Below are 12,404 nucleotides of genomic sequence, written 5' to 3'. Positions count from 1 at the left end.
CAGCCCGTCGCGATGACATCCGTCCTCTGGCTCCTGGCCCTCCCCACCATCGGCGGTGAACCGTCCCGCACCGCCCCTCCTGCCGTTCATGGCCCGAGCGGCCTTCGTGGCGCCCCGGTGCCGCGTCCGCCCCGCTCAGATGCCCGCGGCCGCCGACAGGTCGCGCTTGATACCGGCGAGCAGTTCCGCGGCCTTGGCGCGGGCCGCGGGCAGGTCGTCCGCCGAAGCGACCGGCACCACGACCTCCAGGTAGCACTTGAGCTTCGGCTCGGTGCCGCTCGGGCGGACGATCACCCGCGCGCCCGCCAGGTGGTAGCGCAGACCGTCGGTCGGCGGCAGCAGTTCCGTCCCCAGCGACAGGTCCTCGGCCGAGGTGACGGGGAGGCCCGCCAGCTCGGCCGGCGGCCGCTCCCGCAGGCGCAGCATGGCGTTCGCGATGACCGTCAGGTCCTCGACCCGGACCGAGAGCTGGTCCGTGGCGTGCAGACCGTGCGTGACGGCGAGGTCGTCCAGCAGGTCGAGGAGCGTACGGCCCCGCTCCTTGAGCACGGAGGCCAGCTCGGCGACGAGCAGGGCGGCCGTGATGCCGTCCTTGTCGCGTACGCCCTCCGGGTCGACGCAGTAGCCCAGCGCCTCCTCGTAGCCGTAGCGCAGGCCGTCGACGCGGGCGATCCACTTGAAGCCGGTCAGCGTCTCCTCGTAGCCGAGGCCCGCCTTCTCGGCGATGCGGCCGAGCAGCGAGGACGACACGATCGACTCGGCGAAGGTGCCCGTGACGCCCCGGTCGACCAGATGGGCGGCGAGCAGCGCGCCGACCTCGTCTCCGCGCAGCATCCGCCAGCCTCCCGCGACGGTCTCGTCGGGCACCGCCACGGCGCAGCGGTCGGCGTCCGGGTCGTTGGCGATGACCAGATCCGGGCGGGCGCGGCGTGCGGTGGCGAAGGCGAGATCCATGGCACCGGGCTCTTCCGGGTTCGGGAAGGCCACGGTGGGGAACGCCGGGTCGGGCTCGGCCTGCTCCGCGACGAGCACGGGCTCGGGGAACCCGGCCCGCGCGAACGCGGCCGTGAGGACGGACGTACCGACACCGTGCAACGCCGTGTGGACGATGCGGGCGGTACGCGGGGAGCCGGCGCCGAGCACCGCGTCCGTACGGGCGAGATAGGCGTCCAGGACCTCGTCGCCGAGGGTCTCCCAGCCGGTGCCGGGGCGGGCCACCGTGCCGAGCGGGCCGACCGCCGCGATCGCGGCGGCGATCTCGCCGTCGGCCGGAGGCACGATCTGCGAGCCGTCGCCGAGGTAGACCTTGTAGCCGTTGTCGCGCGGGGGGTTGTGGCTGGCTGTCACCTCGACGCCCGCGACGGCGCCCAGATGCCTTATGGCGAACGCGAGGACGGGGGTGGGAAGCGGGCGGGGCAGCACGGCCGCCCGCAGTCCGGCGCCGATCATGACCGCGGCGGTGTCGCGCGCGAAGTCGGCCGACTTGTACCGGGCGTCGTACCCGATGACGACGAGCCCGCCGCCCTGGCCCTGGGCCGTCAGATACGCGGCGAGGCCGGCGGCGGCCCGGATCACCACGGACCGGTTCATCCGCATGGGGCCCGCCCCGAGCTCCCCGCGCAGTCCGGCGGTGCCGAACTGCAGCGTGCCCGCGAAGCGCACGGCGAGCTCGTCGAGGTCCCCCGACTCGATGAGCTTGCCGAGCTCGTCACGGGTCTCGGGGTCCGGGTCCTCGGCCTGCCAGGTCCTGGCACGGGCGATGAGGTCCTGCTGCACGTGGTCCGCCTCTCTGGGGGTACGGGAAGTCGAGCCCCTCCGGCGACCGGGGAGCGGTGTCCGGGGCCCGGCCCCGGGTTCGGAGCGGGCGGGCCTGAGCGCCCGCCCGTCACCTGTCAGATCCGGTCCAGCACCCGGGCCAGCAGCGCACCCATCCGGGTGGCCGAGTCGCGGCCTGCCTGCAGGACCTCTTCGTGGTTCAGCGGCTCGCCGGACAGACCGGCGGCCAGGTTCGTCACCAGCGAGATGCCGAGGACCTCCGCGCCCGCCTCGCGCGCGGCGATGGCCTCCAGCACGGTGGACATGCCCACCAGGTCGCCGCCCAGGACGCGGACCATGTTGATCTCGGCCGGAGTCTCGTAGTGCGGGCCGGGGAACTGCACGTACACGCCCTCTTCGAGGGTCTCGTCGATCTCCTTGCACAGGGCGCGCAGCCGCGGCGAGTACAGGTCGGTGAGGTCGACGAAGTTGGCGCCGATGATCGGCGACGCCGCCGTCAGGTTGATGTGGTCGCTGATCAGCACAGGCTGCCCGGGGCGCATACCCTCGCGCAGACCGCCGCAGCCGTTCGTCAGGACGATGGTCCGGCAGCCCGCCGCGACCGCGGTGCGGACCCCGTGCGAGACGGCGGCGACCCCGCGGCCCTCGTAGAAGTGGGTGCGACCGAGGAAGACCAGGACACGCTTGTCGCCGATCCGGTACGAGCGGATCGTGCCGCCGTGGCCCTCGACCGCCGGCGCGGGGAACCCGGGCAGCTCGGTCACCGGGAACTCGGCCTCCGGCGCGCCGAGCGCGTCGCCCGCGGGGGCCCACCCGGAGCCCATCACGAGAGCGACGTCGTGGGTCTCGGCGCCGGTCAGCTCGCGGAGGCGGGCTGCGGCGTCGGCGGCGGCGGCGTGCGGGTCGCCCTGGATGTTGTCCGGAATAACAGATGCGTTCACGCGGATGAGGGTAGCCGGTGAATCCCTACGCGCGTAGATGACCATGCGCAAAGCTGGCCGGACCTGTTCGTATGTTCGTACAGGAGTGCGGTGTGACCAGCGCTCAGCAGGGGCGCTTGCGGAGCTCCATCACGTAGTCGTGCGGGGCTCCGGCGGACTCGGCGGCATCGGCCACCTCGCCCAGGTAGCGCGCCGACGGCAGTCCTCCCTCGTACCCGTTCAGCACGTACATCCAGGTCGGCTCCTCGCCGTCCAGGGTGTGCACGCGCACCCGCATCCGCCGGTAGATGTCGAGGCCCACGCCCTCCCACCGGTCCATGGAGTCCTCGTCCATCGGCGCGATGTCGTACAGCGCGACGAAGACCTGGGAACGGGGCGCCTCGACCACCGTGGCCAGCGCGCCTTCCCAGCCCATCTGCTCCCCGCCGAAGGTCAGCCGCCAGCCGTTCAGCCAGCCGGTGCCGCGCAGCGGGGAATGAGGAGCGCGGCGCGTCATCAGCCGCGCGTCGAGGTTGCCGGCGTACGCGGCGTAGAGCGACATGTGGTCGAGGGTACGGGAGGTGGCACCGGGAGTGCCGGTTCCTGAGTGCGAGGCACCGCCGGATCGTCCCCGTTCGTGCACCCCGGACCCGGTACCGGCGGGCCCAGGCCACGTATGGAGGGCCCCGGGGCGAAGCACTTTGGCGCGTGCGGGACAATGGAGTACGTACTGCATTCCCTCGGGGCGATCCCCCGGACCCCGGCCGCGGCGGCATACGGCCGCGGGATGACACCACGCGAGGCGGACTTTTCGTGACCCGGATCGTGATCATCGGCGGCGGCCCCGGCGGCTACGAGGCGGCACTGGTGGGCGCCCAGCTCGGCGCGGAGGTGACCGTCGTCGACTGCGACGGCCTCGGCGGCGCGTCGGTCCTCACCGACTGCGTGCCCTCCAAGACCCTGATCGCTACGGCAGAGGTGATGACCACCTTCGACTCTTCGTACGAGGAGTTGGGCATCATCGTCGCGGACGACACGCCCCACCTGGAGCAGGCCGCGCGCGTCGTCGGCGTCGACCTCGGCAAGGTCAACCGACGGGTCAAGCGCCTCGCGCTGGCCCAGTCCCACGACATCACCGCGTCCGTCACCCGGGCCGGCGCCCGGGTGATGCGCGGCCGGGGCCGCCTGGAGGGCCTTCAGGCGGCGGACGGCTCCCGCCAGGTCGTCGTGACCGCCGCCGACGGTACGGAGGAGACGCTGACCGCCGACGCCGTGCTCGTCGCGACCGGCGGACACCCCCGCGAGATCCCGGACGCCCTCCCCGACGGCGAGCGCATCCTGAACTGGACCCAGGTCTACGACCTCGACGAGCTCCCCGAGGAGCTCATCGTCGTCGGATCCGGTGTCACCGGCGCCGAGTTCGCCGGTGCCTACCAGGCACTCGGCTCGCGCGTCACGCTCGTCTCCTCCCGCGACCGTGTGCTGCCCGGCGAGGACCCGGACGCCGCCGCGGTCCTGGAGGACGTCTTCCGCCGCCGTGGCATGAACGTCATGGCCCGCTCCCGCGCCCAGTCCGCCAAGCGCGTGGGCGACCGGGTCGAGGTCACCCTCGCCGACGGACGTGTCATCTCCGGCTCGCACTGCCTGATGGCCGTCGGCGCGATCCCGAACACCGCGGGCATGGGCCTGGAGGAGGCCGGGGTCCGTCTCAAGGACTCGGGCCACATCCTGACCGACCGGGTCTCGCGCACCAGCGCCCCCGGCGTGTACGCGGCCGGTGACGTCACCGGGATCTTCGCGCTGGCCTCGGTCGCCGCTATGCAGGGCCGGATCGCGATGTACCACTTCCTCGGTGACGCGGTCACCCCGCTGAACCTGAAGACGGTCTCCTCGAACGTGTTCACCGACCCCGAGATCGCGACCGTCGGCTACAGCCAGTCCGACGTCGACTCGGGCAAGATCGACGCCCGGGTCGTCAAGCTGCCGCTGCTGCGCAACCCGCGCGCCAAGATGCAGGGCATCCGCGACGGCTTCGTCAAGATCTTCTGCCGGCCCGGCACCGGCATCGTGGTCGGCGGCTGTGTGGTCGCCCCGCGCGCCAGCGAGTTGATCCACCCGATCTCGATCGCGGTCGACAACAACCTGACGGTGGAACAGATCGCAAATGCTTTCACCGTCTACCCGTCCCTGTCCGGATCGATCGCCGAAGTGGCCCGGCAGCTGCACACCCGGAAGCTCACGGGCGACTCGTAGGGCGCGGGGGAAGCCAGGCGGTGGCACGGTGAATCCCCGGCAACCCCCGGCAACCCCCGGCAAGTCGGACGGTCCGTCGGAGCGTTTGTGACCGCTCCCGTCCGTACTCTTCCGACTCCCGTCACAACAGCGGGGCCGCCTATACCACTTGGCGGCCCCATTCATGTGCAACTTCTGTTATTCGGCGCAAACTGCTGAAAACTAACGGATGGCCAGGTTACTGTCAGTTTCGTGTTCGCTGCAGAACGTCGTCAGTTGATCCTCGAAATGGTGCGCGCCAACGGGGCGGTTTCGCTCCGAGAGCTCGCCCGCGTCGTCCAGACCTCCGAAGTGACCGTACGGCGGGACGTGCGGGCACTGGAGGCAGAAGGACTCCTCGACCGCCGGCACGGCGGTGCGGTTTTGCCGGGCGGATTCACGCGGGAGTCCGGCTTTCCGCAAAAATCCCATCTCTCCACCGCGGAGAAGACGGCCATCGCCGACGTGGCGGCCGGGCTGGTCGGTGAGGGCGAGGCCATCGTGGTCGGCGCCGGAACGACCACGCAGGAGCTGGCCCGCCGGCTCGCGCGGGTTCCCGGTCTGACCGTCGTCACCAACTCACTGCTGGTCGCCCAGGCGTTGGCCCATGCCAACCGGGTCGAAGTGGTGATGACCGGCGGCACGCTGCGCGGGAGCAACTACGCGCTCGTGGGCAGCGGGGCCGAGCAGTCCCTCCAAGGGCTGCGGGTCTCGCGGGCGTTCCTCTCCGGGAGCGGCCTCACCGCCGAACGCGGGCTCTCCACGTCCAACATGCTCTCCGCCAGCGTGGACCGGGCACTGGTGCAGGCGGCCGCGGAGGTGGTGGTCCTCGCGGACCACACCAAGCTCGGCTCCGACACCATGTTCCAGACGGTGCCCACCGACCTCATCACCCGGCTGGTCACGGACGAGCCCCCGGTGCACGACGAGCGGGCCGCCACCGAACTCCAGGCACTGGCCGACCAGGGCGTGGAGATCACGATCGCCGGCCCGGGCGCGGACGCGTCGACAGCCGGTGACGGGGCTCCGCCCGGCCGTCAGCCCAGACGTGACATGCCGCTGCCGGGACAGCGCCGTACACAGACGGGTGGTTCCGGCGGACTGGGACCGCAGCTGCGGAGCGCGGCGGCCCTGGCCGACCAGGGCTCGGGAGACCGTGCCCGGGTGGCGGACCTTCGTCGCCGCTAGGGCCTCCCGTACGGATCAGGCAGGGTCCCGGGGCCGTGGGTCAGCCCCGTTCCGTGCCGGGGCCTCTCAGGCCCTGGAGCGTCAGCGTCAGCAGGCGGTCGGCGAGAGCCGGATCGTCCGGTGACTGCTCGGCGGCCAGCGCGATGGCGTTCGTCAGCTGCATCAGGTCGTCGATCGACACGTCCGTCCGTACGGCGCCGCTCGCCTGCGCCCGGGCGAGCAGCCGTGCCCCCGCCTCGCGCAGCGGCACATTGCACTGCGCCAGGGCCGAAGTCTCGTCCCGCGAAGCCGACATGAGCGCCTGGGCGACTCCCCGGTACTCACCCGCGTGCGTGACGATCGCACCCAGCCACTCCACGAGAGCCCGGCACGGGTGCTCCGCCCCCGCCAGCTCGCGGGAGCGGACCAGCAGTGCTTCCAGGGCCTCCTGGAACACCGCGTACATCAGGGCCTGACGGTTCGGGAAGTGCCGGTAGAGCGTGCCGATCCCCACGCCCGCATGGCGCGCGATGTCCTCCAGCGAGGCATCGGTGCCGTGCTCGGCGAAGGACGTGCGTGCCTCGTTCAGCAGCCGGTCGTAGTTGCGGCGCGCGTCGGCGCGCATCGGCCGTCCCGGGGTCGGTGCCGGCGTCCGTGCCGTGCTCGTCGCCATCGCCCAGTCCTCCGCATCTCCCGGGTGTACGCCCCTGCGTGCGTACGCCCCCGGGTCCAGGATGCCATCGGGCAACAGGAGGTGCCCTCCGTATCGCTCCCGCACGCCGGGAACCCGGCGGCGGACCCCGGGACATGGCGAAGGGCCCCGCGGGAGTCGTGTGACTCCCGCGGGGCCCCTGGAGCCTGCCGGATCAGTCCTTGATCTCGCAGATGAGGGCGCCGGAGGAGACGGAGCCGCCGACCTCGGCGGCCAGGCCCTTGACGGTGCCGGAGCGGTGGGCGTTGAGGGGCTGTTCCATCTTCATGGCTTCGAGGACGACGACGAGGTCGCCTTCCTTGACTTCCTGGCCCTCTTCGACGGCGACCTTGACGATGGTGCCCTGCATCGGGGAGGCGAGGGTGTCGCCGGACGCGGCGGAGCCGGCCTTCTTGGCGGCGCGGCGTTTGGGCTTGGCGCCGGCTGCGAGGCCGGTGCGGGCCAGGCTCATGCCGAGGGAGACGGGCAGGGAGACTTCCAGGCGCTTGCCGCCGACCTCGACGACGATCGTCTCGCGGGTGCCGTCCTCGTCGTCGGTGTCCGCGCCGGCGGGGACGAAGGGCTTGATGTCGTTGACGAACTCGGTCTCGATCCAGCGGGTGTGGATGCGGAACGGGTCGGCGGTGAAGGCGGGGTCGATGACGACGGCCTGGTGGAAGGGGATGGCGGTGGCCATGCCCTCGATCGTGAACTCGGCCAGGGCGCGGGCGGCGCGCTGGAGTGCCTGTTCGCGGGTGGCGCCGGTGACGATCAGTTTGGCGAGCAGGGAGTCCCAGGCGGGGCCGATGACGCTGCCGGACTCGACGCCCGCGTCCAGGCGGACGCCGGGGCCGGAGGGTGCCTGGAAGGTGGTGACGGTGCCGGGGGCGGGCAGGAAGCCGCGGCCCGGGTCCTCGCCGTTGATGCGGAACTCGAAGGAGTGGCCGCGCACTGCGGGGTCGCCGTAGCCGAGTTCCTCGCCGTCGGCGATGCGGAACATCTCGCGTACGAGGTCGATGCCGGTGACTTCTTCGGTGACCGGGTGCTCGACCTGGAGGCGGGTGTTGACCTCGAGGAAGGAGATGGTGCCGTCGGTGCCGACGAGGAACTCGACGGTGCCGGCGCCGACGTAGCCGGCTTCCTTGAGGATGGCCTTGGACGCGGCGTACAGCTCGGCGTTCTGCGCTTCGCTGAGGAAGGGGGCGGGGGCCTCCTCCACCAGTTTCTGGTGGCGGCGCTGCAGGGAGCAGTCGCGGGTGGAGACGACGACGACGTTGCCGTGGGTGTCGGCCAGGCACTGGGTCTCGACGTGGCGGGGCTTGTCGAGGTAGCGCTCGACGAAGCACTCGCCGCGGCCGAAGGCGGCGACGGCCTCGCGGACGGCGGAGTCGTAGAGCTCGGGGACCTCTTCGAGGGTGCGGGCGACCTTCAGGCCGCGGCCGCCTCCACCGAAGGCGGCCTTGATCGCGATGGGCAGGCCGTGCTCGCGGGCGAAGGCGACGACCTCGTCCGAGCCGGAGACCGGGTCGGGGGTGCCGGCGACCAGGGGTGCGCCGGCGCGCTGGGCGATGTGGCGGGCGGCGACCTTGTCGCCGAGGTCGCGGATGGCCTGCGGGGGCGGGCCGATCCAGGTCAGGCCCGCGTCGAGTACGGCCTGGGCGAACTCGGCGTTCTCCGAGAGGAAGCCGTAACCCGGGTGGATCGCGTCCGCCCCGGAGTCCTTGGCCGCCTGGAGCACCTTGGCCATGTCCAGATAACTGGCGGCCGGGGTGTCACCGCCCAGAGCGAATGCCTCGTCGGCCGCGCGGACATGCAGAGCGTCCCGGTCCGGATCGGCGTAGACGGCTACGCTCGCGATTCCGGCGTCCCGGCAGGCCCGAGCAACGCGGACAGCGATTTCGCCACGGTTGGCGATGAGCACCTTGCGCACGATGACTCCCTCCTTGAAACAAGCTGAGTTTAGGGACTACCGACACGGCCGTACGACCCGTCCCCACTGGTGAGCTTGCCCACACGGAGTGTGATTCGAGGTTTGCTGGAGTCGTGAAATCCCTTGTCGCACCACGTTACGCCGGGTTCCTTCACCGCACAGTAGCCATCAGGTGTGGTCCAGGTCTCTGTCTGGAGGGTCAACGACGTCCCGTGTTTCTTTGTCGGGTCCCTACGAACCCCCGGGCGTGTCGTCGCTGTCGCGTGAGCACCGCCGAACCTCTTGTCCCAACGATTACCCGTTAGTAGGGTCCGCGATATCGCAGGTACTACAGGTAACAGGGGGTGGGCGCGGTGATACGCAGACCGGTGGCCGTGGTGACCGGGCTCGTGCTGTTCGCGGAAGCGGTGGGGATCGTACTCATCAACGCGGTCCTCGCGACGGTGGTCGACAACCAGAAGATGTCCCTCGCGGGCATGGACCCCGGCGTCATGTCCACGGGCACCTGGGTGATGGGCTGGGGCTCCGGCCTCCTGCTGGTGCTCTGCGGTCTCGTCGCGCTCCTGGCCGGTATCCGCGACCGGGCGCCGGGCCGCGCCGGACGGATCGCCCTGATCGGCTGCGCCGTCGTGCACGGGGTGCTGGGCGCCCTCACGGTGGGCCTGGTCGGCTGGTCCGCGTTCGGCTTCATGATGGCCGTGCTCGCGCTGCTCGTCCTGACCCTGCTGGGGTACGGCCCCGACGGCGCGCGACGGGGCGAGGGCGACGAGCGGGGCAAGGAGCAGGGGGACGGGCACGGGAGCGGCGCCGAAGCTCCGGCGCCCGCCTGACCCGGTCCCGCCCTCAGGGCGTGGCGACGGTCACCGGGCCCACAGGTCCGTGACGGAGAAGCCCAGTTCGCCGAGCAGGCGGCGCAGCAGCGGCAGCGAGAGCCCGATGACGTTGCCGTGGTCGCCCTCGATGGAGTCGACGAACGGCGCCGACCGGCCGTCCAGCGTGAACGCGCCCGCCACATGGAGCGGTTCGCCCGAGGCTACGTAGGCGGCGATCTCGGCGTCGGTCGGTTCGCCGAACCGTACGACCGTGGACGCCGTCGCGGAGGCCGTACGGCCGCTCGCCGTGTCGATCACGCTGTGGCCGGTCCGCAGCACCCCGGCCCGGCCGCGCATGGACTTCCAGCGGGCGGTGGCCTCCTCGGCGTCGGCGGGCTTGCCCAGCGCCTCGCCGTCGAGTTCGAGAACTGAGTCGCAGCCGATCACCAGTGCGCCGGCCGCCTCCGGGAGGGCCGCGACGACCGCGGCCTTGGCCTTCGCCAGGACGAGCGCCAGCTCGCCGGGGGTGGGCGCGGACAGCGCGTCCTCGTCGACACCGCTGACGATCACCTCGGGCGCGAAGCCTGCCTGGCGCAGGAGGCCGAGGCGGGCGGGAGAGGCGGAGGCGAGGACGAGGCGGCGCTGATCAGTCATACCGGCCATCGTAGAAGGCCCCGCAGGGCCCGGGAAACGTCGTGTCAGCGGATTCCGAGGACGAACATGGCGATCACCATGGCGAGCGCCAGCAGCGACCCCGCGCGGCGCAGCATCGCCTGCGCGTCGCGGAGCTCCTTGGGCGGCTCGTTCTCGGGATCTGACCACAGCATGGAAACGATCCTGCTGCCGTGGCCGCTGTGGCGCCTGAGTACGGGTACTCAACCGCCACAGCGGCACGACGGGCCGCCCGGCGTGCGGGTGTGCTCAGACGGGCCAGTAGGTGCGTGCCCAGGAGCGCGGACCGGGCCGCAGCGCGCCCTGGCGCGCGATGCGCCCCGGATCGGACCACTGCTCGGGCGGCACCGGTGCGCCGGACGGCACGGCGGCCGTCGCCGCTGCGCGCGCCTGGACCACCGCGAGGGCGGCGGCCAGCTCCTCCGGGGTGGGATTGCCCCGAACGACCTTGATCATGGTCTGGGTCCTCTCTACAGGGGGATGTTGCCGTGCTTCTTGGGGGGAAGCGCTTCGCGTTTGGTGCGGAGCTGGCGCAGGCCCTTGACGATGTGGGCGCGGGTGTCGGAGGGCATGATCACCGCGTCGACGTAGCCGCGTTCGGCGGCGACGTACGGGTTGAGGAGTGCGTCCTCGTAGTCGGCGATCAGTTCGGCGCGGGTCGCTTCCTGGTCCTCGGCGGCGGCGATGGTGCGCCGGTGCAGGATGTTGACCGCGCCCTGCGCGCCCATGACCGCGATCTGTGCGGTGGGCCAGGCGAGGTTGAGGTCGGCGCCCAGGTGCTTGGAGCCCATGACGTCGTAGGCGCCGCCGAAGGCCTTGCGGGTGATGACCGTGATGAGGGGGACGGTCGCTTCGGCGTAGGCGTAGATGAGTTTGGCGCCGCGCCGGATGATGCCGCCGTATTCCTGGTCGACGCCGGGGAGGAAGCCGGGGACGTCGACGAAGGTGAGGACGGGGACGTTGAAGGCGTCGCAGGTCCGTACGAAGCGTGCGGCCTTCTCGCTCGCGTTGATGTCCAGGCAGCCGGCGAACTGCATCGGCTGGTTGGCGACGATGCCGACCGGGTGGCCCTCGACGCGGCCGAAGCCGGTGATGATGTTCGGCGCGAACAGGGCCTGGGTCTCCAGGAACTCGCCCTCGTCCAGGACGTGTTCGATGGCGGTGTGCATGTCGTAGGGCTGGTTCGCGGAGTCCGGGATGAGGGTGTCGAGCTCGCGGTCCTCCTCCGTCGTCTCCAAGTCGGCCTCCTCGGGGAAGGCGGGTGCCTCGGAGAGGTTGTTGGAGGGGAGGTAGGACAGCAGGGACTTGACGTACTCGATGGCGTCCTTCTCGTCCCCCGCCATGTGGTGCGCGACACCGGAGGTGGTGTTGTGCGTGCGGGCGCCGCCCAGTTCCTCGAAGCCGACGTCCTCGCCGGTGACGGTCTTGATGACGTCGGGTCCGGTGATGAACATGTGTGAGGTCTGGTCGACCATGACGGTGAAGTCGGTGATCGCGGGGGAGTAGACCGCGCCGCCGGCGCAGGGGCCGACGATCAGGGAGATCTGCGGGATCACGCCGGAGGCGTGGACGTTGCGGCGGAAGATCTCCGCGAACAGGCCCAGCGCGGCGACACCCTCCTGGATGCGGGCGCCTCCGCCGTCGTTGATGCCGATGACGGGACAGCCGGTCTTCATCGCGAAGTCCATCACCTTGACGATTTTCTCGCCGTAGACCTCGCCGAGCGAGCCGCCGAAGATCGTGAAGTCCTGTGAGTAGACGCACACGGGGCGGCCGTCGACGGTGCCGTAGCCGGTGACGACGCCGTCTCCGTACGGGCGGTTCTTCTCGATGCCGAAGTTGGTGGAGCGATGGCGGGCGAACTCGTCGAGCTCGACGAAGGAGCCCTCGTCGAGCAGCAGGTCGATCCGTTCGCGGGCGGTCAACTTGCCCTTGGCGTGCTGCTTTTCCACGGCGCGTGCGGAGCCTGCGTGCGTGGCTTCGTCAATACGTCGCTGCAGGTCCGCGATCTTGCCCGCGGTGGTGTGGATGTCGCTCTGCGGCTCGGACATCGGGTGGCGGCTCCCTGCCTGGTCACGGGGGACGGCTAGAACGATCAGCAGCGGTTTCGGCCGGGACGCGCGCGACGGCGTGAGGGACGCGGGTCGACAAGCCACCGGCTGGAC

12 protein-coding genes are annotated in these 12,404 nt (G+C 71.3%); 3 read left to right on the top strand and 9 right to left on the bottom strand.

The features are described 5' to 3' along the window. Positions 1-135 precede the first annotated feature (135 nt). From AB0C82_RS03675 to AB0C82_RS03665, 3 genes are all read right to left on the bottom strand, one after another. Positions 136-1,776, bottom strand: a complete 1,641-nt coding sequence (locus AB0C82_RS03675; RefSeq protein WP_362835913.1) for a phospho-sugar mutase — start codon at positions 1,774-1,776, stop codon at positions 136-138. A gap of 116 nt (positions 1,777-1,892) precedes the next feature. Next, complete coding sequence (locus tag AB0C82_RS03670; protein ID WP_362835911.1) at positions 1,893-2,717, bottom strand: purine-nucleoside phosphorylase; 825 nt, start codon at positions 2,715-2,717, stop codon at positions 1,893-1,895. 103 nt (positions 2,718-2,820) lie between these two features. Beyond that, the gene (locus tag AB0C82_RS03665; protein WP_173315400.1) at positions 2,821-3,258 is read right to left on the bottom strand and encodes a gamma-glutamylcyclotransferase; all 438 of its coding nucleotides are present in this window, start codon (positions 3,256-3,258) and stop codon (positions 2,821-2,823) included. 251 nt (positions 3,259-3,509) lie between these two features. On the opposite strand from AB0C82_RS03665, the gene AB0C82_RS03660 reads away from it, so the two are divergent. Together AB0C82_RS03660 and AB0C82_RS03655 are read left to right on the top strand one after the other, a co-directional pair. After that, positions 3,510-4,949, top strand: a complete 1,440-nt coding sequence (locus AB0C82_RS03660) for an NAD(P)H-quinone dehydrogenase (protein WP_362835909.1) — start codon at positions 3,510-3,512, stop codon at positions 4,947-4,949. A 231-nt stretch (positions 4,950-5,180) separates the two neighbouring features. After that, positions 5,181-6,155 carry a DeoR/GlpR family DNA-binding transcription regulator gene (locus AB0C82_RS03655; protein ID WP_362835907.1) on the top strand — a complete coding sequence of 325 codons (975 nt, stop codon included), beginning with the start codon at positions 5,181-5,183 and terminating at the stop codon, positions 6,153-6,155. A gap of 40 nt (positions 6,156-6,195) precedes the next feature. Here the strand turns inward: AB0C82_RS03655 and AB0C82_RS03650 are convergent, their stop codons facing one another. Beyond that, positions 6,196-6,807, bottom strand: coding sequence for a helix-turn-helix domain-containing protein (locus AB0C82_RS03650; RefSeq protein ID WP_362835905.1), 612 nt, complete (start codon positions 6,805-6,807; stop codon positions 6,196-6,198). A gap of 193 nt (positions 6,808-7,000) precedes the next feature. Continuing rightward, positions 7,001-8,755, bottom strand: coding sequence for a biotin carboxylase N-terminal domain-containing protein (locus AB0C82_RS03645; protein ID WP_362835903.1), 1,755 nt, complete (start codon positions 8,753-8,755; stop codon positions 7,001-7,003). Between the two features lie 353 nt (positions 8,756-9,108). Between AB0C82_RS03645 and AB0C82_RS03640 the strand changes: the two genes are divergently transcribed. Then, positions 9,109-9,585 (top strand): hypothetical protein, encoded by a 477-nt coding sequence (locus AB0C82_RS03640; RefSeq protein ID WP_362835901.1) that lies wholly within the window; start codon positions 9,109-9,111, stop codon positions 9,583-9,585. Positions 9,586-9,615: 30 nt separating this feature from the next. Here AB0C82_RS03640 and AB0C82_RS03635 read toward each other — a convergent pair whose 3' ends face one another. From AB0C82_RS03635 to AB0C82_RS03620, 4 genes are all read right to left on the bottom strand, one after another. After that, entirely contained in the window at positions 9,616-10,230 is a 615-nt protein-coding gene (locus AB0C82_RS03635; RefSeq protein ID WP_362835899.1) for a nucleoside triphosphate pyrophosphatase, read from the bottom strand. A 35-nt stretch (positions 10,231-10,265) separates the two neighbouring features. After that, entirely contained in the window at positions 10,266-10,394 is a 129-nt protein-coding gene (locus AB0C82_RS03630) for a hypothetical protein (RefSeq protein ID WP_362835897.1), read from the bottom strand. Positions 10,395-10,488: 94 nt separating this feature from the next. Beyond that, on the bottom strand, positions 10,489-10,695 hold the full coding sequence (locus AB0C82_RS03625) for an acyl-CoA carboxylase subunit epsilon (RefSeq protein ID WP_173315410.1): 207 nt from the start codon (positions 10,693-10,695) through the stop codon (positions 10,489-10,491). Between the two features lie 14 nt (positions 10,696-10,709). Beyond that, positions 10,710-12,290 carry an acyl-CoA carboxylase subunit beta gene (locus AB0C82_RS03620; RefSeq protein WP_362835895.1) on the bottom strand — a complete coding sequence of 527 codons (1,581 nt, stop codon included), beginning with the start codon at positions 12,288-12,290 and terminating at the stop codon, positions 10,710-10,712. Positions 12,291-12,404: the final 114 nt, after the last annotated feature.

The organism is Streptomyces sp. NPDC048560, from assembly GCF_040650955.1.
In the GTDB taxonomy this organism is placed as follows: Bacteria; Actinomycetota; Actinomycetes; order Streptomycetales; family Streptomycetaceae; genus Streptomyces.
The sequence above is the reverse complement of the archived record's forward strand: the minus strand, read 5'-3'. Positions and strand labels throughout refer to the sequence as shown.

Coding starts and splice junctions, on each gene's coding strand:
- AB0C82_RS03665 (WP_173315400.1), bottom strand. CDS start 3,258: ATGTCGCTCTACGCCGCGTACGCCGGCAACCTCGACGCGCGGCTGATG.
- AB0C82_RS03650 (WP_362835905.1), bottom strand. CDS start 6,807: ATGGCGACGAGCACGGCACGGACGCCGGCACCGACCCCGGGACGGCCG.
- AB0C82_RS03635 (WP_362835899.1), bottom strand. CDS start 10,230: ATGGCCGGTATGACTGATCAGCGCCGCCTCGTCCTCGCCTCCGCCTCT.
- AB0C82_RS03630 (WP_362835897.1), bottom strand. CDS start 10,394: ATGCTGTGGTCAGATCCCGAGAACGAGCCGCCCAAGGAGCTCCGCGAC.
- AB0C82_RS03625 (WP_173315410.1), bottom strand. CDS start 10,695: ATGATCAAGGTCGTTCGGGGCAATCCCACCCCGGAGGAGCTGGCCGCC.
- AB0C82_RS03620 (WP_362835895.1), bottom strand. CDS start 12,290: ATGTCCGAGCCGCAGAGCGACATCCACACCACCGCGGGCAAGATCGCG.